Source organism: Bradyrhizobium sp. 149 (genome assembly GCF_023073915.1).
Lineage (GTDB): Bacteria > Pseudomonadota > Alphaproteobacteria > Rhizobiales > Xanthobacteraceae > Bradyrhizobium.
Map to the genome: position 1 here is coordinate 669793 of NZ_JADPKK010000023.1, position 23314 is coordinate 693106.

The 23314-nt window shown below is 65.4% G+C and carries 19 protein-coding genes, 1 other RNA gene and 1 pseudogene; 5 read left to right on the forward strand and 16 right to left on the reverse strand.

All coding sequences use genetic code 11. The features are described 5' to 3' along the window. Positions 1 to 75 precede the first annotated feature (75 nt). The 5 genes from murF to rsmH all read right to left on the reverse strand — a co-directional run bounded on the left by murF (position 76) and on the right by rsmH (position 6145). Complete coding sequence (gene murF, locus IVA88_RS30955; protein WP_247500975.1) at positions 76 to 1455, reverse strand: UDP-N-acetylmuramoyl-tripeptide--D-alanyl-D-alanine ligase; 1380 nt, start codon at positions 1453 to 1455, stop codon at positions 76 to 78. Next, positions 1452 to 2924, reverse strand: a complete 1473-nt coding sequence (locus IVA88_RS30960) for a UDP-N-acetylmuramoyl-L-alanyl-D-glutamate--2,6-diaminopimelate ligase (RefSeq protein WP_247500976.1) — start codon at positions 2922 to 2924, stop codon at positions 1452 to 1454. The genes murF and IVA88_RS30960 overlap by 4 nt, the downstream gene beginning before the upstream one ends. A gap of 84 nt (positions 2925 to 3008) precedes the next feature. Then, a complete protein-coding gene (locus IVA88_RS30965) occupies positions 3009 to 4763 on the reverse strand; it encodes a penicillin-binding protein 2 (protein ID WP_247500977.1) in 1755 nt (584 codons plus the stop codon). Continuing rightward, positions 4760 to 5152 (reverse strand): hypothetical protein, encoded by a 393-nt coding sequence (locus IVA88_RS30970; protein ID WP_247500978.1) that lies wholly within the window; start codon positions 5150 to 5152, stop codon positions 4760 to 4762. Before IVA88_RS30970 ends, IVA88_RS30965 begins: the two co-directional genes overlap by 4 nt. 3 nt (positions 5153 to 5155) lie before the next feature. Further along, positions 5156 to 6145: a 16S rRNA (cytosine(1402)-N(4))-methyltransferase RsmH gene (rsmH, locus tag IVA88_RS30975; protein WP_247500979.1), complete on the reverse strand. Its 990-nt coding sequence runs from the start codon at positions 6143 to 6145 to the stop codon at positions 5156 to 5158. Between the two features lie 569 nt (positions 6146 to 6714). On the opposite strand from rsmH, the gene IVA88_RS30980 reads away from it, so the two are divergent. Continuing rightward, on the forward strand, positions 6715 to 7497 hold the full coding sequence (locus IVA88_RS30980) for an N-acetylmuramoyl-L-alanine amidase (RefSeq protein ID WP_247500980.1): 783 nt from the start codon (positions 6715 to 6717) through the stop codon (positions 7495 to 7497). A 122-nt stretch (positions 7498 to 7619) separates the two neighbouring features. Here IVA88_RS30980 and IVA88_RS30985 read toward each other — a convergent pair whose 3' ends face one another. Next, complete coding sequence (locus tag IVA88_RS30985; RefSeq protein WP_247500981.1) at positions 7620 to 8852, reverse strand: sigma-70 family RNA polymerase sigma factor; 1233 nt, start codon at positions 8850 to 8852, stop codon at positions 7620 to 7622. Positions 8853 to 8874: 22 nt separating this feature from the next. Further along, positions 8875 to 9228, reverse strand: a complete 354-nt coding sequence (locus IVA88_RS30990; protein WP_247500982.1) for a YciI family protein — start codon at positions 9226 to 9228, stop codon at positions 8875 to 8877. Between the two features lie 150 nt (positions 9229 to 9378). Between IVA88_RS30990 and rnpB the strand changes: the two genes are divergently transcribed. Further along, positions 9379 to 9805, forward strand: an RNA gene (gene rnpB, locus IVA88_RS30995) — RNase P RNA component class A. A gap of 117 nt (positions 9806 to 9922) precedes the next feature. Here rnpB and IVA88_RS31000 read toward each other — a convergent pair. Further along, entirely contained in the window at positions 9923 to 10636 is a 714-nt protein-coding gene (locus IVA88_RS31000) for an alpha/beta hydrolase (protein WP_247500983.1), read from the reverse strand. Positions 10637 to 10704: 68 nt separating this feature from the next. Then, positions 10705 to 11172, reverse strand: coding sequence for a DUF983 domain-containing protein (locus tag IVA88_RS31005; protein ID WP_247500984.1), 468 nt, complete (start codon positions 11170 to 11172; stop codon positions 10705 to 10707). 49 nt (positions 11173 to 11221) lie between these two features. Between IVA88_RS31005 and IVA88_RS31010 the strand changes: the two genes are divergently transcribed. Then, positions 11222 to 12592 (forward strand): PLP-dependent aminotransferase family protein, encoded by a 1371-nt coding sequence (locus IVA88_RS31010; protein WP_247500985.1) that lies wholly within the window; start codon positions 11222 to 11224, stop codon positions 12590 to 12592. Between the two features lie 3 nt (positions 12593 to 12595). Here IVA88_RS31010 and IVA88_RS31015 read toward each other — a convergent pair whose 3' ends face one another. Then, positions 12596 to 12856, reverse strand: a complete 261-nt coding sequence (locus tag IVA88_RS31015) for a hypothetical protein (RefSeq protein WP_247500986.1) — start codon at positions 12854 to 12856, stop codon at positions 12596 to 12598. A 230-nt stretch (positions 12857 to 13086) separates the two neighbouring features. On the opposite strand from IVA88_RS31015, the gene IVA88_RS31020 reads away from it, so the two are divergent. Next, a complete protein-coding gene (locus IVA88_RS31020; protein ID WP_247500987.1) occupies positions 13087 to 13830 on the forward strand; it encodes a sulfite exporter TauE/SafE family protein in 744 nt (247 codons plus the stop codon). Here IVA88_RS31020 and IVA88_RS31025 read toward each other — a convergent pair. From IVA88_RS31025 to IVA88_RS31045, 5 genes and pseudogenes are all read right to left on the reverse strand, one after another. Then, positions 13827 to 15094, reverse strand: a pseudogene (locus tag IVA88_RS31025) (O-antigen ligase family protein). The gene IVA88_RS31020 and the pseudogene IVA88_RS31025 sit on opposite strands and share 4 nt — an antisense overlap. Before the next feature lie 72 nt (positions 15095 to 15166). After that, a complete protein-coding gene (locus IVA88_RS31030; RefSeq protein WP_247500988.1) occupies positions 15167 to 16573 on the reverse strand; it encodes an MATE family efflux transporter in 1407 nt (468 codons plus the stop codon). A 62-nt stretch (positions 16574 to 16635) separates the two neighbouring features. Continuing rightward, entirely contained in the window at positions 16636 to 18435 is a 1800-nt protein-coding gene (locus IVA88_RS31035; RefSeq protein ID WP_247500989.1) for an ABC transporter ATP-binding protein, read from the reverse strand. A 326-nt stretch (positions 18436 to 18761) separates the two neighbouring features. Then, on the reverse strand, positions 18762 to 20348 hold the full coding sequence (locus IVA88_RS31040) for a DHA2 family efflux MFS transporter permease subunit (protein WP_247500990.1): 1587 nt from the start codon (positions 20346 to 20348) through the stop codon (positions 18762 to 18764). Between the two features lie 27 nt (positions 20349 to 20375). Beyond that, positions 20376 to 21695, reverse strand: coding sequence for an HlyD family secretion protein (locus IVA88_RS31045; protein WP_247500991.1), 1320 nt, complete (start codon positions 21693 to 21695; stop codon positions 20376 to 20378). A 193-nt stretch (positions 21696 to 21888) separates the two neighbouring features. On the opposite strand from IVA88_RS31045, the gene IVA88_RS31050 reads away from it, so the two are divergent. Further along, positions 21889 to 22524 carry a TetR/AcrR family transcriptional regulator gene (locus IVA88_RS31050; RefSeq protein WP_247500992.1) on the forward strand — a complete coding sequence of 212 codons (636 nt, stop codon included), beginning with the start codon at positions 21889 to 21891 and terminating at the stop codon, positions 22522 to 22524. A 13-nt stretch (positions 22525 to 22537) separates the two neighbouring features. On the opposite strand, the gene IVA88_RS31055 is transcribed toward IVA88_RS31050, so the two are convergent. After that, positions 22538 to 23266: a Crp/Fnr family transcriptional regulator gene (locus tag IVA88_RS31055; RefSeq protein ID WP_247500993.1), complete on the reverse strand. Its 729-nt coding sequence runs from the start codon at positions 23264 to 23266 to the stop codon at positions 22538 to 22540. Positions 23267 to 23314 lie beyond the last annotated feature (48 nt).

A 23314-nucleotide genomic window follows, 5' to 3' on the forward strand; every position in this document is an offset into this window, starting at 1 on the left:
GGGCGACCTCTAAAGAAAACCGGACGGCTTCGCGCCGGAAAGGGTGGGATTCGGGATCAGCGTCTTCCAAGCAGTTTACGCCTTTGCCTGCAAGGCGGCCACTAGGCCCGGCACAAACTTGTTGACCCAGAACATCTTCTTGCTGCCCTTGACAACCACGACATCGCCTGCCCTGAGCAGATTTGCGACCATGCTGGGCTGGAGAGTCGCCGGATCGTCGTGCCAGCCGAGGCCCTTGCCGGCTGGAAGCACCTCGAACAGGTGACGCATCAGAGGCCCGACGCAATAGACGCCGTCGATGCCGTTCAGATGCTTGGCGAGGTCGGTGTGATAGCCGGCCGCGCCATCGCCCAGCTCCAGCATGTCGCCGAGCACGGCAATGCGGCGGCCACCTGTCGTGTTGCGCGCCTGCAGGCTTTGCAGCGCGGCAGCGACGCTGGCCGGATTGCCGTTGAAGCTGTCGTCGATCACGGTGACGCCGCCGGCCGCCTGCTCGACGCCGCGGCCGGTCATGATGCCGACCCGGTCGAGCTTGATCGCAAGCGTCGCCGTATCGAGGTTCGCGGCACGGACCGATGCGAGCGCGGCGAGTGCATTCTGGACGCGGTGCGGCGCGCCCGGCGTCAGGCTGAACGCGATCTCCTTCTTGCCGAGCGCGGCCACGACCTGCCAGCTGTCGCCGTGCGGCGCGTGCGCGACCTCGTGCACCTCGGCTTTGTCGCCGAAGCGTATGACCTTGCCTTTCCAGTCCGGCGCCTTGATCCCGGCGGGCAGCACCAGCACGCCGTCCGGGGGCAGGCCGAGCGCAATCGACACCTTCTCGCGGCGGATGGCTTCGAGCGAGCCGAGCTTCTCCAGATGCACCGGCTGGACGTTGACGACGAGCGCAACCGTGGGCCGGGTCAGCTCGCTGAGCCGCGCGATCTCGCCGGCCTGGTTCATGCCCATCTCGACGACCCAGAGACTGGCGTCCGGCCGCGCATTGCACAGCGTCAGCGGCACGCCCCAGAAATTGTTGAAGCTCGAGGGGCTGGCATAGGCGCCGGGATAGGCGGCGAGGAATTCCTTGGTGCTGGTTTTGCCCGCGCTGCCGGTGAGCCCGATCACCGGCCCGTTGAAGCGCGCACGTGCCGCGCGCGCGAGGGCCCAGAGACCGTCGATCAGCGTGTCCTTGACGACGATCTGGGGAATGCGGATGCCCGCGATCTCGTGCGGCACGATCATTGCGACTGCGCCCGAGGCTTCGGCCTTGTCCGCGAACTCCCAACCGTCACGCGCGCTGGCGAAAGCCGAGATGAAGCCTCCACTCGGCGTGCCGCTCAGCGCGACGAACAGGCTGCCCGGTTTCACCAGCCGGCTGTCCTGGGTGACGAGATCGATTGGCGTGTCCGGAAACGATCCGGCAGCGCCCAGCGCGCGCGCCACTTCGGCCACCGTCCATATTGGCGCGCTCATGCATTCCTCGACGCTAATGCGGCGGCGACCGCCTCGTGATCACTGAAGGGCAACACCTCGCCGCCGACGATCTGCCCGGTCTCGTGTCCCTTGCCGGCGATGAGCAGCGCATCGCCATCTTCCAATTCCTCGATCGCAGTGCGGATCGCAACGGCGCGGTCGCCGATTTCGCGGGCGCCCTTGGCGGCCGCGAGGATTTCGGCGCGAATGGCTTCCGGCTTCTCGCTGCGCGGATTGTCGTCAGTGACGATGACGCCGTCAGCGTTACCAGCCGCGATCTCGCCCATGATCGGACGCTTGCCGGCATCGCGATCGCCGCCGGCACCGAACACGACGACCAGCCTGCGCTTGGCGTAAGGGCGTAGCGCCTGCAACGCTTTCTCCAACGCGTCGGGCTTGTGCGCGTAGTCGACGAAGATCGGCGCGCCGTTGCGTTCGCCGACGCGCTCCAGCCGGCCCTTGGCGCCTTCGAGATGTTCCAGGCTCGCGAATACGTTGGCCGCGTCGCTGCCGGTGCCGATCGCAAGGCCGGCCGACACCAGCGCATTCTCGATCTGGAATTCGCCGACCAGCGGCAGCCGGATCGCATATCGCTTGCCGCGATGATCGAGCGCGAGCACTTGCGAAAACCCTTCGACCTCCACACCGGCGAGGCGAATCCCCTCGCCTGCCCCGTCACCGTTGCGACCGACCGCCATCAGGCGCAAGCCGCGCGACTTCGCAGCACTGACCGCCTCCGGCGAGCAATCATGATCGGCTGAGATCACCGCCGCGCCTCCGGGCTGAACCAGTTCGCGGAACAGCCGGAGTTTTGCCGCGAGGTAATGCGCGATCGTCGGGTGATAATCCATGTGGTCGCGCGAGAGATTGGTGAAGCCGCCGGCCGAGACGCGCACGCCGTCCAGACGATACTGATCGAGCCCATGCGAGGAGGCCTCGAAAGCGAGATGCGTGACGCCCTCGCGCGCGATCTCGTCGAGCTGCCGGTGCAGCGCGATCGGATCGGGCGTCGTCAGCGAGCCGTAGACGGTGCGCTTCGGTGAAACGAGGCCGATGGTGCCGATGCTGGCGGAGGCGTGCCCCAGCCGTTCCCAGATCTGGCGCGTGAACGCGGCGACCGAGGTCTTGCCACTGGTGCCGGTCACCGCGGCAATGGTCGCGGGCTGCGCGGGGAAGAATTTTGCCGCGGCCAGCGCCAGCGCACGGCGCGGATTGGCAACCCCAATGAACGGCACCTTGCAGCCATCAGGCGCGTGGTCGCCGACGACCGCGACCGCGCCTGCGGCAATCGCGGCATCGATGAAGCGCGCACCGTCGGTCTTGCTGCCCGCAAGTGCGAAGAAGAGATTGCCCGGCTTGACCATTCGGCTGTCGAGGGCAATGCCTGTTACCTCGAGCGCCGCGACGGCGGGCTCGATTGCAGCATCATCGCCCTGAACGTTCCGGCCTAGGAGGTCGCGCAGCTTCATGGTCTTCCAGTCGACATGGCCGCGCCGGAAGCCGAATCTCCAGGGAAATCCCGACTCAGCGGCGGCAACGGCCCACCCGGTTGATTACTGGGTTGTCCTGGATGCTGCAAGAATAAGGCGCTCGGACGGCGGCAGGTCAAACCGCGGCTCGACGCCTAAAAGCGGCGCGATCCGCTCGATCACCTTGCCGCCGGTCGGCACCGCGTTCCAGCCCGAGGTGATGAAACCCTTCGTTTCGGGAATCGCCTGAGGCTCGTCCAGCATGATCAGGATCTGATATTTGGGATCGTCGCAGGGCATGATCGCGGTGAAGGAGTTGAGCACCCGCTTTTTGGCGTAGCGGCCGTTGATGACCTTCTCGGACGTACCCGTCTTGCCGCCGACGTAGTAACCCTTGACGTCGGCCGTCTTGGCGGTGCCGATTTCGGCATTGAGCCGCATCAGGAACCGCATCTTGTCGCTGGTGTCCTGCTTGATCACGCGCTTGGCCATCGCCGCCGCTTCGGACTCGCTGCGCTTCATGAAGGTTGGTGGGATCAAATAGCCGCCGTTCACCAGCGCGTTGATACCCATCACCGCCTGCAGCGGCGCCACCGACATGCCCTGGCCGAACGCGATGGTCACCGTGTTCAGCTCGCCCCAGCGGCGCGGTATCAGCGGTGCCGCGCTTTCCGGCAGCTCGGTGCGCAGCCGGGTCAACTGGCCCATCTTGGCGAGGAATGCCTTGTGGGCCTCGACGCCCTGGCCGAGCGCGATCCGCGCGGCACCGATATTGGATGAGAAGGTGAACACTTCCTTGGTGTTGATGAAGCGTCCGAGCGGATGGCTGTCGTGGATGGTGAACTTGCCGTAGTGCAGGTTTCCGCGTGCATCCCACGACGTGTTCAAATTGATCTTGCCGGAATCGAGCGCCATCGCCAGCGTGAACGCCTTGAAGGTCGAGCCCATCTCGTAGACGCCGGTGGTCAGGCGGTTGATGCGGTCCGGATCGTGCGCTTCCTTCGGATTGTTGGGATCGAAGTCCGGAAGGGAGACCATCGCCACGATCTCGCCGGTCTTGACGTTGGAGACGATGCCGGAGGCGGCCTTGGTGTGGTACTTCTCCTTGGCCTTCAGGAGCTCGTCGCGCAGGGCGTGCTCGACGCGCAGATCGACCGAGAGCTCGATCGGCTTTTGCAGCCGGTCGGTGGCAAAGCCCGCGCGGTGGAGATCGGCGAGGCCCTGATTGTCGAGCCACTTCTCCATGCCGGCGATGCCCTGATTGTCGATGTTGACGAGGCCGATGAGGTGGGCGACCTCGTTGCCGGTCGGATAGACGCGCTTGTTCTCGCGCAGGAAGCCGATGCCCGGAATGCCGAGCTTGTGGATGTCCTGCTGCTGCTTTGCCGTAATCTCGCGCTTGAGCCAGACGAAGCCCTTGCGCGTCCTCAGGCGCTCGCGCACCTCGGCCTCGTCGAGATCGGGCACCGTGGCGGTCAGAAGCTCGATCGCCTCGTCCTTGTCGATGATGCGGCGCGGCTCGCCGAACAGGCTCGAGGCCTTGACGTCGGTCGCGAGGATCGCACCGTTGCGATCGACGATATCGGGCCGCGCGGTCGCGACCACCTCCTGCGCCGCGGCGCGGCGCGCGCCATGAGCGTCGGCGCCGATCGCGAACATCACGAGCCGGCCGCCGATCAGGGCGTAGACCGCGGCAAAGGCGAGCATCGCCAGGCCGACGCGCGCCCGCGCCTTCGCCGCGCGATCGACGTTGCGCCCGTACAGCAGACTGCGGATCAGCCGCTGCCGCCAAGGCTCAGTCGGCTTTTCTGCAGGTTTGGCCGGGGTCACAGCATTCATTGCTTGTCCTCGGGGTGAGGCACGGAGCCCGTCACATTATCGGGATCGCTCGCGGCTTCGATAGTGTTGAGCATGGCCCCGATCGGATCCGGCTCGCCCGGCCTGAACATCCGCGGCGGACGCTCGGGCAAATTCTTCAGTGAATCATATTGCGTGCCGTTGACCGGCTTGAGCTGCAGATGCCGGTCGGACAGGCCTTGCAGGCGCAGGGGCGCGTCGAGCTTGGCCCATTCGGAGCGCAGCGCCGCGATCGCATCGCGCTGCTCGCGAATCTCCGCATGCAGCCGCAGCACCTTTTCAGTGCGCGCCGTCGAGTCCATCTTGATCCGGTAGACATAGGCCGCCGCGAAGACCAGCGCGCCGATGACGAGGAGGTGGATGAAGCGCATGCGCTAGCCACCCCTCATGACGTCGGAGAGCTTTGGCCATGACGATTGCTCGCGATCGTCATGCGCAGGTGCCGAGGTGCGCTCGGCGGCGCGCAGTTTTGCAGACCGCGCGCGCGGGTTACGGCCGACTTCGTCTTCGCCTGCGATCACCGGCCGCCGCGTCAGAAGCTGGAAGCTCGGCACAGCTTGCGACATCTCCGGCAGATGGCGTGATCCGCCGCCCGTCTTGCTGCGATCGGCGAGAAAATTCTTGACGATGCGGTCTTCCAGCGAATGGAACGAGACGACCACGAGGCGACCACCCGGCTTGAGCACTCGCTCGGCAGCATTGAGCGCGCTCTGGAGTTCCTCGAGCTCTTCGTTGACAAAGATGCGCAGGGCCTGGAACGTCCGCGTTGCCGGGTGGATATCGCCGGGCTTGGAGCGAACCACCCTGCCGATGAGATCGGCGAGCGCGCGCGTGGTCGTGAACGGCGTCTCCTGCCGATCCGCGACGATGGCGCGGGCGATGCGGCGCGAATGCCGCTCTTCGCCGAAAAGATAAATGATGTCGGCGAGATCGCCTTCCGACGCGCGCGCGACGATGTCGGCCGCGGTCGGGCCCGACTGTCCCATCCGCATGTCGAGCGGACCGTCGAGGCGGAAAGAGAAGCCGCGACCGGCCTGGTCGAGCTGCATCGAGGACACGCCGACATCCATCACGACGCCGTCCACGCCGTCGATGCCTTGCGCCGCGCAGACCTCGGCGAGGTTGGAGAAGCGATCTTCAACGAGCGTCAGCCGGCCCGCGGAGCGTTCGACCAGCTCGGCGCCGCCCGCGATCGCGGTCCGATCGCGGTCAATGGCAATGAGCCGGGTTCCCGGCACGTCGAGAATGGCACGGCTATAGCCGCCGGCACCAAAGGTGGCATCGACATAGACGCCGCCCTCGCGTGGGGCGAGGTGGTCGATGGCCTCACGGCCGAGAACGGGGACGTGCGGAGCCGAGCTCATGTGCCAAGCCTGCCGATGGGAAGCTTGCGGATGCCAAGCCTGCCGATGCCAAGCCTGCCGAGCGCCCCGCCTTGCTCCCAAGTGAGATCGGGGACGAACAAGCTCATAACGCCTCGAATGATTCCGCGTTGCGGCGGTTCCACGACCCAGCCCCCGTCCAGCATGGTTAGCCAGCCCGGTGACCCTGAGCCGCCAACCCAGTGTTCCCAGTGGAATTTGTCGGGCAGCCATGGGATTTTCGAGCCAAAATACGCTTTGGCCGCCTCCGGACGCGGGTCGGCTCTTCATCTCTCAGTAACGGCCCTTAGCGTTAAGAAAGCGTTGATCGGCTCGCGACAAGTCGAAAAGCCGACGCGGCGGTGATGCTTCATCCACACACATGCGCCAAAATACATCCGTTAACCCAGTCGCGCGATTGCGCACGGTTGAGGGTAAAGGAATAGTAAAGAGAAGGGCTTGGCCCGCTCTCCGTCTGTCTCGAGCTGTTTATGTCGTCCGGTTCGTCCACGCCATCTGGATCTGATTCGAAGCGTCAGCGCGTTCTCCCGGTTCCCAAGGCCGCGGCGAACATGCGGACGTTCGAGCCGGATTCCTCGATCGTCTCCGACATCATCCCCTCACCGAACCATGGCGACCGCAACAAGGGCCGGCAGCCCGATATGATCGTGCTGCATTACACCGGCATGCCCGACGTCGAGGGTGCGCTGGCGCGGCTCTGCTCCGCGGGAACCGAAGTATCGGCGCACTACGTCGTGCTGGAAGACGGCCGCATCGTGCAATGCGTGCCGGAGGCCAGGCGCGCTTGGCATGCCGGCGTCTCGTCCTGGGCCGGCGAGGACGACATCAATTCCTGCTCGATCGGGATCGAGATCGTCAATCGCGGCCACGACTGGGGCTATCCCGAGTTTCCGCTGCGCCAGATCGCCGCCGTAATCGCGCTATGCCGCGGCATCATGCTCCGGCGCAAGGTGCCGGCGCACCGGGTGCTCGGCCATTCCGACGTGGCGCCCGCGCGCAAGAAAGATCCCGGCGAGAAATTTCCGTGGCATTCGCTGGCGAATTCCGGCGTCGGCCACTGGGTCACGCCCGCGCCGGTCGTACGCGGCGAGAGCCTGATGCTCGGCACCATCAGCGACGAGGTGCTGAGCCTGCAGCAGGCGCTCGCCAGATACGGTTACGGCGTTCCCCTCACCGGCAAATACGACGCCGCGACCATGGAAGTCGTCACCGCGTTCCAGCGCCATTTCCGCCCGGCGCGACTGGATGGGGTCGCGGATCACTCGACGCTCTCGACCTTGCAGGCGCTGCTGGGGAGTCTCCCTCAGGAGGCAACGACCATCGCCACGAAGTGAGGGCGACTGCCACACACCCCGTCATTGCGAGCGAAGCGAAGCAATCCAGACTGCCTTCGCGGAAACAGTCTGGATTGCTTCGTCGCAAGTGCTCCTCGCAATGACGGAGTATGAGGCGGCAGCTACTCCATCTCCCTCACTCGCCGCGCATAGAGCCGCCGCAGCGGCTCCAGCTGCGTCGCCTCCGTCGCTACGCGATAGGCCTCGCGCGCCTCCTCCTTCCGGCGGAGCCGCCGCAACAGATCCGCCCGCACCGCGGGCAACAGCTCGTACCCATCGAGCCCGCCGCGCGCGGCGATCGCATCCACAAGATCGAGCGCACGTGCCGGCCCATCGACCATCGACACCGCCGCCGCGTGGTTGAGCTCGACCACAGGTGAAGGGTTGATGCGCAGCAGAACCTCGTAGAGCCCGGCAATCTGCGGCCAGTCCGTCTGCTCATAGCTAGGCGCACGCGCATGCAGCGCGGCGATCGCGGCCTGCACGGCATAAGGCTGCGGCCGGCCGGGCACGCGCAGCGCGTCGTCCACCAGACGCAGACCCTGCTCGATCTGCGCACGGTCCCATCGCGAACGATCCTGCTCTTCCAACAGCACGATGTCGCCGGCGGCCGTCTCGCGCCCGGCGCGACGCGCATCGTGCAGCAGCATCAGTGCCAGCAATCCCTTGATGCCGGCGCGATCCGGCAGCAGCCGGTCGAGCAAACGGCCAAGCCGGATCGCCTCGGCCGCAAGATCGGGCCGCATCAAATCCGCACCCGAAGTCGCCACATAGCCTTCGGTGAAGACGAGATAGATCACGGCGAGCACACCGTCGAGCCGCGGCACCAGCGTGTCGCGCTCGGGCACCTCGTAGGGAATGCCGGCGAGCCTGATCTTCCGCTTGGCGCGAACGAGACGCTGCGCCATCGCCTCCTCGCTGACAAGGAAGGCGCGCGCGACTTGCGCCGTTGAGAGCCCGCAGACGGTGCGCAGCGTCAGCGCCACCTGGACCTCGGGCGCGAACGCGGGATGACAGCAGGTGAAGATCAGCCGCAGCATGTCGTCGTCGAGCACCGCCGGCGGCTCGTCGGGCGCTTGCGCGTTCAGCTCGAGCTCGTGCACAAGCGTCAGCTGCTTGCCGCGGAAGACGGCTTGGCGCCTGATACGGTCGATCACCTTGTGCTTGGCGACATTGACCAGCCAGGCGCGCGGGTTCTCGGGAAACTCGCCCGCCGGCCAGCGTTCCAATGCAACGGCAAAGGCGTCCTGGAGCGCGTCCTCGGCGAGATCGAAATCGCCGACGAGGCGGATCAGCGTGGCCAGCGCCCGCCCCGCCTCGTCGCGGAAGATCTTGTCGATCTCGGACAGCGTCATGCACCGATGCGCGGCTGCGCCATCACTTCTCGTAGACCCAGATCGGCCGCACCTCGATCGAGCCGATGCGCGCCGACGGAATCCGCGCCGCGATCTCGATAGCAGTATCGAGATCCTTGGCCTCGACGAGGTAATAGCCGCCGAGTTGCTCGCGGGTTTCGGCAAACGGGCCGTCGGTCGTCAGCGTCTTGCCATCGCGCACGCGCACGGTCGTCGCGGTCGTGGTCGGCTGAAGCCGGTCGCCGGCCTTGAAAGCGCCACTCTGAATGATGCCTTGCGTGAAGGTCTGATACTCCGCCGTCATCTGCTGGCCGGCCGCCGGACGCATATTCGCGTACTCGGCTTCGTTCTGGTAGATCATCAGCAAATACTGCATCGCTTAACTCCTGTTGCACGGCTGGATCGCCGACATCCAGTCGAATGGGGCACGCTCCCAACGACATCTTCAGGATAAATTATTTCGGGCGAAGCGTGCATGGCGATATCGGCTTGACGGAACCGTCACAAATGCTCCATGCGTAAGCCGTCAGTCGGCCGGACGGCCGCCCCTGTAACAGCCGAAAGGCCGCCGGGGAGGAAAGTCCGGGCTCCCTTGACATACGGTGCCGGATAACGTCCGGCGAGGGTGACCTTAGGGAAAGTGCCACAGAGAACGAACCGCCCTGCTTCGCCTTCGGGCTTCGCAGGGTAAGGGTGAAAAGGTGCGGTAAGAGCGCACCGCGGCTGCGGCAACGGAGCCGGCATGGTAAACCCCACCGGGAGCAAAACCGAATAGGGACGGCATAGCGGGCTGTTCGCGAAAGCGATAACGCCGCGGGGCGATGTCAGGCCCGCCGTCCGGGTAGGTTGCTCGAGGCCATGTGCAAACATGGTCCCAGAGGAATGGCCGTCACGTATCGTTCGCGCAAGCGGACGGTGCCCTACAGAACCCGGCTTACAGGCCGGCTGATATTCTAAAGCGTTTTCGAGCGAAGTGGTTTTCCGGTTCGCATGAAGAAAACGCGTCTTGCTAAGACGTGACGAGGGGTTCGATGCTGACCGCATCGGGCCCCTCACCATTTTGGGGCCCGCTATCCGACGATCTCTTGCAACACGCCCATCAGCGCTTCCGGTGCCGTGACGTTCGGCGCGTGGCTGGCGTCGAGCGCGACGTAACGCCAGCCATTCTCGCTCTTCGTGCGCTTGGCAAACTGCGCGAACACGTCGCCCGGCGGAATGCGCGTGCAATAAATGTAGCTGCGCGGCATCGCCGGCTCGCCATGTTCGAGCTTCAGCTTGGTCTCGAAGCATTTGATCGGCATCGCGACGCGGCGGGCGATGAGCCAGTCGAGATCGGCCTGCGGCGTATCCGGCGGGGGCGGGTTGGGCAGGATGCGGTAGCCGTCGCCCGCGGCCACGGCCTTGCGCATCGGCTCGCGTCCGCTCTCGTTGAGATCGAACAGCGACTGGCCGTCACGGGGCACGAAGGCGTCGAGATAGATCAATTGCGACACACGCTCGCGGGCGCGATCGGCGACGCCGGTGGCGACCATGCCGCCATAGCTGTGACCGAGCAGCACGATGTCGCTGAGATCCTCGAAGGCGATCACATTGAGGATGTCCTGGATATGCGTCTCCAGGTCGATCGCGGGACTTGCCAGATGGGCGCGCTCGCCGAGCCCAGTATAGGTCGGCGCAATCAGGCGGTGGCCGGCCTGCGCCATCAGCGGATGCATCTTCTTCCAGGCCCATCCGCCGGACCAGGCGCCGTGACAAAGCAGGAAGGTTTTTGAGCGTGCGGCCATCGGCGTTTCCATCGTTCTTGTTTGTACGATGGAGTGTAGCGGCCGAGCGCGCGATGTAAACGCGGCGCTCAGGCGGCGCGCGGCGCGTTCGCTTTCACGAGAACGGGTGCAGGCCGACCAGCTTCGCGCCGCAGCTTGCCTGCCTCAAAACCGTGCATGCCGATCTGCCATTGCAGCCCGACGATGGCACCCTTGGTCGGCTGCAGCAGCGCGAGCGAAGCGAACAACGTCACCGGCAGCCACACCGCCAGTTGCAGCCAGACTGCCGGCGCATAGGCAGTCTCGACCGCGAGGATCGCGGGAACCACGAGATGGCCGACCACAACCATGACGAGATAGGCCGGAAAATCGTCGGCGCGCTGGTGAAACAGCTCCTCGCCGCAATGGTCGCAGGTGTCGGCCACTTTCAGGAAACGGCCGAACGCATGCCCTTGGCCGCAACTCGGGCATTTGCTCATGAAACCGCGCCACATTGCTTTCGCTAGGGAAACTGAACCCGCTGCCATGACAGCACCTCTTCCTTTTCTTCGGTCCATACAATACTATGTTGTATCCATACATTCAAAGGATATGGGCTTAAATTGCATGGATTGGACCCCTGCAATCTCGGAGCTGAGCGGGCCACGCTACCAGCGCATTGTCGAGGCCATGGAGGCCGATATCGCAGCCGGCCGTCTGGTACGCGGGCGGCAACTGCCGACGCAGCGGGCACTGGCAAAGGCGCTCGGCATCGACCTCACCACGGTGACGCGCGCCTATACCGAGGCGCGGCGCCGCGGCATCATGGAAGCCCGGGTCGGCCAGGGTTCGTTCGTGTCGGAGACCAGCGCACGCCGCGCGATCGATCTGCCGCATCCCGTCGCGATCGACCTCTCGATGAATGTGCCGCCGCAACCACTCGAAGCCCAGCTCGACGAGCGCATCATCGCCGGGATGGAAGCCATCCGCGCGCAATCGGGCCTGACGGCGCATCTCAACTACCAACCGCCCGGCGGCAGCGCACATGAGCGCGAGGTCGCGGCGCGCTGGATGCGCGCCCGCGCGCCGCATGCGCATGCCGACAGACTCGTGATCTTTCCCGGCGCGCAGACGATCCTGTTCAACCTGCTCGCCCACCTAACGCGGCCCGGCGACATCGTGCTGACGGAGGCTCTCACCTTCCCCGGCATCAAGGCCGCCGCGGCGCGGCTCGGCGTCAAGCTCGTCGGCGTGGCCATGGATGACGGCGGCATCCTGCCCGACGCGCTGGCGAAGGCTTGCCGCACGCACAAGCCGAAAGCAGTCTATCTCATTCCGACACTGCACAATCCGACCACCGCGACGCTTCTCCCCGAGCGCCGCAGTGCCACCGCCGAGATCATCAACGATGCCGATACGACGCTAATCGAGGACGACGCCTACGGGCTGCTCGATCGCTCGGCGTCGCCAATCGCCAATCTCATTCCGGAGCGGACATATCTCGCGACCACACTGTCAAAGTGCATCGCGCCCGCGCTACGGGTTGCCTATCTGGTGACGCCCGACAGCAGCTCGCAGCGGGAGATGCGCAACTATTTGCAGGCGACGGTGCAGATGCCGGCGCCGCTGATGGTCGCGCTGGTGACGCATTGGATCGAGACCGGAATCGCCGACCGCATCATCACCGCCATCAGGAGCGAGGCGCTCGGCCGCCAGCAGCTCGCGCAACGGGCACTCAAAGGCTTGGAGTTCCAGGCGAAGCCCGCCGCCCACCATCTGTGGCTGCGGCTGCCGGAAGACCGCCCCGACGTCGCAGCGCATCTGTTGCGGAACGGGCTCGCCGTCGTCGCCGCCGATGCCTTCACCGTCGACGGGACGCCGCCACATGCGGCGCGCGTCTCGCTTGGCGCAGCGCGCAACAGAGCGGAATTGACGGAAGCGCTACGCATCCTCGTGAGCGCGCTGCATAGGCCCGCCGACACCAGGCAGATCGTCTAGCAATTAGTGATGCGGGCGGCGATGGCGAGAGCGAACGAGCGGCGTCACGCCTGACGGATAGGCCGCATAGGCCTCGCTCGGCGCCACCGTCTCGCCACGGGCCGCACGCGCAGCGGGCGTGAGCTGGCCGCCGTTCAGCACGTCGCGGTCGGGATGGGCGGCCTGATAGGCCGCAGGCTCGGAAAACTGCGCCTGCGCCATTGTGGGCATCAACGCCGCCGCCGACACTAGCGCGGCTGCCACGGCAATCTTCGTGCGGGTCATCGTTCTTTTCCGTATTCTCATTCGGGAGACTGGCCGATCGAACCGTATCATGGCGTCGGGCGCCCCTCAGATTGAAGTACGAGCATCATGTAGGCCAGTCTTTCGCGAACGCCCGCCGTTGGGCATCACGCTTGCGTGCAGTTTTGAAATTGACCTGCGCGGCCGCAGCTGTGCTATGCGAGCGATGGCGATCAACAATTCGGGATCGCCCAGGCCACAGGGACAATCTGTTGGAAACGCTCACCTACGCGCTGCTGCTGCTCGGCGCACTGGCCGGGGGCTTCGTCTCGGGCCTTGCCGGATTCGGCACGGCACTGATGGCGCTCGGCATCTGGCTCTACGTGCTGCCGCCCTCGCTCGCGGTGCCCTTGGTGCTGATCTGCTCGGTGATCGCGCAAAGCTCGACGCTGCCGTCGATGTGGAAGAGTTTTGACCTCTCACTGGTGTGGCCGTTCCTGATTGGGGGACTGATCGGGGTGCCGCTGGGCACCATGCTGGTCGCCTCCGCCGATCCAAAAGTGTTCAAGCTGAGCGTCGGCGTGCTGATCCTTGTTTTTTCGACGGCTCTCTATCTGAACAAGCAGCCGCTCGCCCTCACATTCGGCGGCCGCATTGCCGACGGCGCGATCGGTTTTGCCGGCGGCATATTGGGTGGCCTTGCCGGACTATCGGGGCCGCTGCCGATCCTGTGGGCCAACATCCGCGGCTGGAATAAGCACGAGCGGCGCGGCATCTTCCAGCTCTTCAATTTCACCGTGCTCGCCACCGCCTTGGTGTTGCAGACCGCCTCGGGCCTCGTCGCATTCAAGGTGGTCTGGCTCGCGCTGGTCGCTTTTCCCGGCACGCTGATCGGCGCATGGGCCGGTGCCCGCGTCTATCACGCGCTGAGCGACAAGCATTTCGGCGATGTCGTGCTCGGTCTCCTGTTCCTGTCGGGCCTCGGCCTCGTCTGGAACAGTATTGGCGCGCACTAACTCCGTGTTTTCCTCGCCGCGAGCGCCATGCCGCCCGCAACGCCAACGCCGAGCACGTAGATCCAGCCCTCGGCGAAATCGAACAGATGCGAGTTGAGCAGCGAGGACAGCATGTTCTGCACCACGACCAGGAGGCCGACCCAGCAGGCCAGCCCCTCGCCGCGAAAAAGCGAGAGGTGCGCGAACCAGAGCGCGTAGAGGATCATGACGCCCAGCCCCCCCCACTGCACGGCGACATTGAGCGTCTGGTTGTGGGGATCACCGACGATTTCCGCGCGCACCCCGCTCTCGCCGGCAGCCGCGCGCTCGAACAGACCGCGGATCGCGCCGGTGCCGTGACCGAGCAACGGCGCGTCCGCGGTAAACACGAGCGATTTGCGCCAGTACTCCAGTCGCGACCCCATGCCGCTGACGTCGTTGCCGGCGATGCTGACTTCATAGTCTCCGCTGAATTTGGCGACCGTCGCGCGCAGATGCGGAGAGACGGTCCACAGCAGCACGGCCAGCAGCGCAACCGCGCCGGCGGCGAGCAGCGCGGTGCGGCGGCGCAGTGCAATAGCGCGAATACCACGATCAGGATCGGCAGCGTTACCAGCGCCGTGCGCGAGACCACGACGAACATCATGTTGGCGAGGAATCCGATCGCGAGCGCCACGAACAGCGCCGCGATGCGGAAACGCCCTTGTCGCAGCAGCAACACGATCGGGTAGGCCAGCGCGATGGCACAGAGCGCGAACTCCTGGCTCTGGTCGATGTAGTTGCGCACCGCGATCCCGCTTTCGACCTTGTAAGGCCCGCGCGACAGATAGAGTTTCAGCGACAGTGCGGGGTCGATGGCAACGGCGAAAGAATAGAGCATCAGCGCCGTGCAGGACGCCAGGAACGCGGAAAACACCCGATTGCCACAGGGCCAGCGCTCGAACTGGTAGATCAGAAGCGGGATCACCAGCAGCTTCGCGGCCGGCCCGATCGCATGGATTCGGTCCGGCCATGGCGCATCGGACCAGAGCGTGCCGATGGCGGCGAGTGCGACCAGCGCGATCGGCAGCAGGCAGATCGGCCGAAGCAGCGAACGCGGAAACGCGCGGAGGTCGAGGAACGCGAACGCGATCAGCCAGGGAATGAGCGCAAAGATGAGCCCGGTCGTGGTCCACGGCAGGAGCAGCGCGATCAGCGCGACGAAGCGGGCCGGTGTGCGATAGCGTGCCGCCCAGATCGCGGAGAGCCAGGAATTCGGCCGCTGCTCGTCCAACATTTCGGTCATTTGGCCCCTTGCAGCCGCCATCCCCACGGCGCGGCAAATTAGCCGGAGCCGTGGGGCGGCGACAAGCGATCGCTACGCGGGCGCGCGTGCAGGAGACGCCACCGGCTCGGGCGCAGCCTGCTCCGGAGCCTGTTCGTGCCGGAGCACCACCAGGCGCTTCCTGAATTCACGCCGTAGCAGCCACAAGCTCAGCACCGCCTGCAGCGTGGTTGCCGCGATGGACAGGTACCAGACGTGCTCCATCCGGAAGCCCGGCCGCGTCGACAGCCAGATCGCCGGCAGCGAATAGGTGAACACGCGCGTTGCCGAGCTCCACAGCACCGGCTTGGTATTGCCGAGGCCCTGGAACATGCTCGAGCAGGTGAAGATCAGGCCCTGCGCCATCATGTTGAGCGAGATGATCCGCAGGAACAGGAAGGCGATCTCCATGGTCTCGGGATCGTTCGAGAACCCCGCGAGCAGGAGCTGCGGCTTCAACTGAGCAAGGCACATGAAGCCGATCATCACGACACTGGTGATCAGCGCCGCCTTGACGAAGGTTTCGCGCACGCGCTGGCCTTTTCCGGCGCCCATGTTCTGGCCGGCGATCGGCCCGGCGGCGAGTGCAACCGCGAGCGCCGGCATCTGGATCAGGGCCAAAACGCGCTGTCCGATCCCGAATCCCGCCTGCGCCGCCGCGCCGAAATCGCGCAGCACGAAATAGACCACCGCCATGAAGATGAACATCATCGCGAACTCGCCGCCGGCAGGCAGGCCGACATTGAGAATGCGCTTGAGATGGTGCGCCTGCGGACGCCACTGCGCCGGATTGAAGGCGACATAGCGCTCGACCTTGCGAAAATACGCAAGCAGCATCACGACGCCGATCAACACCGCGATCGAGCTGGCCAGCCCCGCACCGGCAACGCCGAGCGCATGGCCCGTGCCCCAGCCCGCGATCAGGACCGGCGCCAGCGCGATATTGATGACGACCGCAAGCGCCTGCACCAGCATCGTGGGACGCACGATCCCGGTGGCGCGCAGCGCGGATCCCATCACCTGGGTTGCGAATTGCAGCGCGAGCGCCGGCATGAACCACAGCAGATACGTGGTTCCCGCCTCGATCGTGGCTTGATCCGCAGCAATCGAATCCATGTAGGTTCGCGACAGCGCTGCGCCTGCGACCAGAGTCAGCAGTCCGAACAGCACCGACAGCACGATTGCCTGATTGAAGATCAAATTGGCGTCCGACCGATCCTTGCGTCCCACGGCATGCGCGATCAGCGACACCGCACCGACGCCGAGCACCTGCATCAGCGCGTTGACGAGAAAGCCGGCATTGCCGGCCGCCGCCACGCCAGCGACCGCCGCATCGCCCAGGCCCGAGACGAAGTACAGATCGACCAGCTGGCAAAGCATGATGGTGACCATGCCGACCATGATCGGCGGTGCCATGCCCAGGATGTGCTTCGCGACGGAGCCGTTGGTCAGGTCTTTCATGTCATTCCATCCTTGACGGATTCCTCGGAGACGCGGCGACTTTGGCCCGCGGCCGCCCGCTCTCATTCCGCTGCTGCAATACGTCCGAGCTCCACCACCTGGCGCTCGAACAGGCCGCGATAGATGCCGCCGGGCTTGTCCGCCAGCTTGGCATGCGTGCCTTGCTCGACGATCTCGCCGCGGTCGAACACCAGGATGCGATCGAGGCTGCGCACCGTCGACAGCCGGTGCGCGATCACGATCGAGGTCCGGCCTCTCATCAGCCGCTCCATCGCCTGCTGGATCAGCGCCTCTGATTCCGAATCGAGGCTCGAGGTCGCTTCGTCCAGGATCAGCACCGGCGCGTCCGCCAGGAAGGCGCGCGCCAGCGCCACGCGCTGCCGCTCGCCGCCCGAGAGCTTGACGCCGCGCTCACCGACAAGCGTGCCGTAGCCCTGGGGCAGACGCAGGATGAAGTCGTGCGCGTTGGCCAGCCGTGCCGCCTGCTCGATTGCCTCCAGGCTGGCGCCGGGCCGGCCATAGGCGATGTTCTCGGCGAGCGAGCGGTGAAACAGGATCGGGTCCTGCTGCACGATCGCGATCTGGCTGCGCAGCGATTGCTGCGTCGCCCTGGCGATGTCTTGCCCATCGATCAGAACGCGGCCGCCGCTGACGTCGTAGAGCCGCTGCACCAGCTTGACGAAGGTGGTCTTGCCGGAACCGGAGCGGCCGACGAGACCGACGCGTTCGCCGGCGCGGATCGTGACCGACAGTCCGTCATAGAGCGGCGCGTGATGGCCGCCGTAATGGAACGTGACGTCGTCGAACACGATCTCGCCGCCCTCGATCGCGATCGGCCGCGCGTCGATCGCATCCGCGATCCCGATCGGCTCGTCATGGATCGCCACCAGCTCCTCCATGTCGTTGACCGAGCGCTGAAGGTTGTTGATGTGCATTCCGACGTCGCGCAAATAGGCATGGATGACGTAATAGCTCGTCAGCACATAGGTGACGTCGCCGGGCGAGGCTCGCCCCGACATCCACAGCAGCACCGCGCCGCCGATCACAGAGGCGCGCAAGGCCAGCAGCACCGAGAGCTGCGCCAGATTGGTGTAGTTGTAGCGCAGCCAGGTCCGCCTCACGCGCGCGCGCCAGCGGTTGATGACACGGCCAAGCCGCGCATCCTCGCGCGCTTCCGCGCCGAAGGACTTCACCACCGCGTTGCAGGTCAGCGCATCCGCCAGCGTGCCGCCGACCTTGGTGTCCCAGGCATTGGAGATGCGCGCGGCCGGCGCGATGTAGCGCGTCGAGAACAGCACCGTCATCGTGACATAGACCAGCGCGCCGAGCGCGATCACCGCGCCAAGCGAGGCCCAGTGCACGCCAAGCAGGATCATCGACCCGATCAGCACCAGCAGCGACGGCGCCAGTGCCATCAAGATGGTGTCGTTCAACAGGTCGAGCGCCCACATCCCGCGGGTGACCTTGCGCACGGTGGATCCCGCGAAGGAGTTGGCGTGCCAGTCGGTCGAGAACCGTTGCACGCGCATGAAGGCCTCCTGCGCCACCTCGGACATGATCTTCAGCGTGAACGGCACGATGGCCTGGAGACCGGTCAGCCGCAGCACCATGGAGGCCGCGCCCAGCGTCACGATACCGGCCAATGCCATGAGCGCCGCGTGACGCGCAGCGGGATCGGATGGGCCGCGCGTCAGGGCGTCGACCAGATGCCCGGAGAAGACCGGCATGAACAGGTCGGCGATGGTCGCACCCAGCAAGCCGCCGGCCACGATGAGGGTACGCCCCGGCTGCTTCAGCCAATGCCGGAACACGAAAGGCAGCACCACACGTATCGCCGCGGGCTTTTTTGACAGAGCGGTCATGGCATCATCCGGCCGCTTATGGCGCAGGCCGGCTCCATTGATGGACGCAGGCCGGCCGCGAGGGCCGAGACGGCGTCACTTGAACTTGGCTTTGACTTGGAGAGCGGAGCGATCGGGACTGGAAGCCCAATCGAAGCTGGCGGAAGAGGCCTCTAGGAGGCCGAGCACATACCGAGCCAGAACATCATCGAGCGCGGGCGTGCGATCTGCGAATGCGACGAAATCATGCAAATCCTCCCGGCTCGATTGAATGAGGTGCGCTTTATAGATGTGTCATTGGTGATTTGCAACGGGGCTCGCGCGAGATCACGCACGAGTGTTGCAAATTAGTGCGCGTCGCCGCTGGCGCCGAAGGGCGAGGCCGGCTTCTTCAGCAGCGTGACCGTGAGGGTGAGGCCAAGATAAAACAGCGTCAGGATGAAGAAAGCATCGCCGAAGCTCATCACGACCGCCTGGCGGTGCACGATCTGGCTCAGTTGCTTCATCGCCATTAGCGTGGAGTCGCCGAGCCCCTGAAACTTCTGCATGAACATGGTCAGGGTTTCGGTCGCGGTCGCATTGCCCCAGGTGACGCGCTCCTGCAGGCGCGTGATGTGCAGGTCGGTGCGGTCGTTGAGCACGGTGTTGATGACGGCGAGCCCGACCGCGCCGCCGAGATTGCGCATCAGGTTGAAGAGGCCCGAGGCGTTCTTCACCCGTTCCGGCGCCAGCGTGCCGAGCGCGATGTTGTTGGTCGGCACCATCGCGAACATCATGCCGATGCCGCGCAGGATCTGCGGAATCAACAGCTCGTAGAAATCGTAGTCGCGCGTGATCCAGGTCATCTGGTAGGAGCCGAGCGCGAACACGATCAATCCGAACGCGATCATGTAGCGCATGTCGTACTTCGCCATGAGACGGCCGACCAGCGGCGCGACCAGGAACATGGTGATGCCCGAGACGACAATGGTCTCGCCGATCATCAGCGCGCTATAGCCGCGCACTTCGGCGAGATAGCGCGGATAGATGTAGGTCAGGCCGTAGAGGCCGATGCCGATGCAGAACTGAAGTACGCAGCCGATCGCGAAGTTGCGATTGGAAAAGGTGCGCAGATTGACGATCGGCTCGGCCGCCGTGAAGACGCGCCAGAAGAAGGCGATCGCCGAGATGCCGCAGATCCAGGCGCAGATCGCGACCGAGGGGTCCTGCATCCATCCATATTGCGGGCCTTCCTCCAGGACGTATTCCAGCGTACCGAGGAAGCCGGCCATGAACAGCAGGCCCCACCAGTCGAAGCGGTCGAGCAATTCGAAATGCGGCTCGTCGAAATCGACCAGCGCCAGCACGCCGATGGTGATGCCGATGCCGGGCACGATGTTGATGAAGAACAACCAGTTCCACGACATCAGGTCGGTGATGTAGCCGCCGACGGTCGGCCCGATGGTCGGCGCCAGCGTCGCGACGAGGCCGATGATCGGACCGACGATATGGAATTTGGAGCGCGGGAAGACGGTGTAGGCCGAGGCGAACACCGTCGGGATCATGCCGGCGCCGAGAAAACCTTGCAGCGCGCGCCAGAGGATCATCTCCTCGATGGTGGTGGCGAAGCCGCAGAGCAGGCTCGAGGCGGTGAAGCCGGCCGCCGAGATCGCGAACAACAGCCGCGTGCCGAAGGCGCGGGACAAAAATCCCGACAGCGGGATCGCGATCACTTCGGCGATCAGATAGGCGGTCTGGACCCAGGAGACCTCGCTGGAGCTTGCCGACAGGCCGGCCTGGATTTCACTCAGGGACGCCGAGACGATCTGGATGTCCAGGATCGACATGAACATCCCGAACACCATGATGATGAAAGCGAACAGCCGCTTCGGCGCGATGCGCTCGGAAGCGGGGTCCGCCATCATGGCAGGTGAAGCGGTCGTGGCGTTCGCCATGGTCTGTGACCTCGCGGCGCAGGCGCGCTACTGCGGATGGACCGCGGTGGGATCGTCGAGATCGATCTCGCTGTCGGCGTCGGCGGCGCCCTTGTTGGTGTCGACGGTCGCATAGACCGACATGCCGGCGCGGAGCAGGTTTTGCTTCGCGACCGACTTCGGCACGCGGATGCGGACCGGCACGCGCTGCACGATCTTGGTGAAGTTGCCGGTGGCGTTGTCAGGCGGCAGCAGCGTGAACACCGAGCCCGAGCCCGCCGCGATGCTGTCGACGACGCCGGAAAATTTGCGCATGCCGTAGGCATCGACCTTGATCGTCACCGGCTGGCCGGGGCGGATGCGCTTGAGCTGGGTTTCCTTGAAATTGGCGTCGATATAGACGTTGTCGAGCGGCACGACGTTGCCGAGCCGCTGGCCAACCGCGACGAAGTCGCCGGCACTGACGAGGCGGTTCGAAAATGTGCCGTCGACGGGCGCGCGCACCGCAGTAAAGGCGAGATCGCGCTCGGCCTTGGCGAGCGTGGTTTTGAGCTCGGCGAGCTGCGCCTGCGCTTCGGCCTGCTGCGCCTTGGCGACGTCGACATTGCTGACCGCAACATCGTAAGCGGCGTGCGCGGCCTTGACCGCGGCGGCGCCCTGGTCGCGGCCGGCTTCGGAGCTCTCGAAGGTGGCGCGCGAGGCAAAGCCTTTGTTGCTCAGCGCCTGCTGACGCTCATAGTCGAGGTCGGCGCGCTTGAGGCCGGCTTCGGCGGAGACGAGCTGCGCCTTGGCCTGTGCGACCTGGCTGTCGAGCGCCGCGACCTGGCGGCCGATGCGATCGATGGTGGCCTGCTGGGTCGCGATCCTGGTCGCGGCGGCGTCGACCGCGATTTTGTAGTCGCCGTCGTCGATGCGGAAGACGATGTCGCCGGCGCGCACCGTCGTGTTGTCGCCGGCGAGGATCGAGGAGATGTGGCCGGCAACGCGCGCGCCCAGCATGGTGTTGTTGGCGCGGACATAGGCATCGTCGGTGGCGACGTAGAAGCGGCCGACCAGCGTGTAATAACCGGCATAGCTCGCGGCCGCGAGCGCCAGCAAGAGACCTACTCCCATCATCACGAATTTACGCTTGCCGGATTTCGGCGCGCCGGCGGCGGCGGGCGCGCCTGGGGCTGCGGCCGGCTTGTCGGTCACGGGCGTCTCCGGCGCCTCGCTGGGGCGGCGCTTGGTTTCCTCGGCCCCATGAGAGCGCAGTTGCTCGGCGAGACCTGCGGACGTCTCGATGGTAGCGTCACCGCCCGCGGGCGCCGGCGTCTCCACGGTGTTCTCGCGAAGGACGCGCGCAGCCTGGTCTCGCAATACGGCCATAAAGGCCTCCCCACAAAAGCGCGATGAGGGACGGCCGCCGTGCGGCCGGTTCCCTCTCGCCCATCCCAAATACCATTGACCGAACGGTTCGGTCAATATAGATAATATCCCGGTCAGACCCTACTGGTCCGAACCCTTTATTTCGGTTTCATGGCCCTGGGCCGATCCAAAAACTTTCCGAGACCCTGAACCAATGGTTGTAGCCGGCCGCGAACATCTGCACGTCATCCAAGAGGAGGACAGCTCCAAACGCCGCCAGATCCTGGACGGGGCCCGCAAGGTGTTCATGGATCTCGGGTTTGACGGCGCCAGCATGGGCGAGATCGCCCGCGCAGCGCAGGTCTCCAAGGGCACGCTTTACGTCTACTTCGCCGACAAAACCGCGCTGTTCGAAGCCATCCTCGAGCAGGAGGCGCTCCAGCACGGTCAAATCGTGTTCAATTTCGATCCCGCGCGCGATGCCGAGACCACGCTGAAGGATTTCGGCCAGGCCTACATCCACCTGCTGTGCCGGCCCGGCGGCGGGTCCGCGATCCGCACCGTAATGGCGATCGCCGAGCGCATGCCCGACGTGGGCCGCCGCTACTATGCGCGGGTGCTGGACAAGAGCATCAACCGCCTCTCCGGCTATCTCAAAGCCCGTGTCGCCGCCCGCGATCTCGAGATCGACGATTGCGACCTTGCGGCGTCGCAGTTCATGGAGCTGTGCAAGGCCTCGCTCTTCCTACCCTTCGTCTTCCAGGCCGCCCCCCCGCCATCGGAACAGCGCATGAGCGAAGTCGTCGACAGCGCGACGCGGATGTTTCTGGCGGCGTACCGGGCGAAGTGAAAGCGCAAGCTCTCTACTCGGCCACCTGCTTGCGGAGCGCAGCGAGATCGTTGACGACCATCTTGGTCGGGCCAGTCGAGATGATGCCGTCGTCCTGGAGGCGGCTGAGGATCAGGCTGATCGACTGGCGCGTCGCGCCGATCATGCGCGCGAGATTGGCCTGCGTGATGCGGCCGAGCGAGATCGGGCCCGTCTCATCCTGGGCCGCATTCTCGCACAGCTTGACCAGGAGCAGCACCAGCCGTTCCGCCGCCTTCTGTCCCGCCAGCGTCTGCGCCAGCATCGAATAGGTCTCGCCCTTGAAGCCGAGGCACTCGATCAGCGCGACTGCGAACGACGGCGACTGCGCGATCAACCGGCGGACCGCATCCTGGTCGAGATGCAGCGCTTCGACCCGCCCAAGCGCGCGGGCCGACCAGCTGTGACGGTGATCGCCGAGGATATAGGGCGCGCCGACGAAGTCACCTGCCTCCCAGGTCGACAGCATCAGCTCGCGCCCCTGCGTGCCGGCATGGGTGCTTTCGACGATCCCGTTCAGGATGATGTGGACACCGTTCGCGGGCTCGCCCTCCCGCAGCAGATATTCGCGGTTCTGGTAGGTCGCGAGCCTGCCGGTTCGCATCACCAGGTCCAGATCGGGCTTGTCCAACGCCTTCAGCACATAACGTCCGGTCCCCGGCCGTGGCAGTCCGGCGCGCGGCTCAGCTGGATCGGCCACCTCATGCGCATTGCTGCGCTCCACGTTCGGTCTCCCTTCGAGTGACGGCTCGAAGGCTAGGAGGTCTCCGCT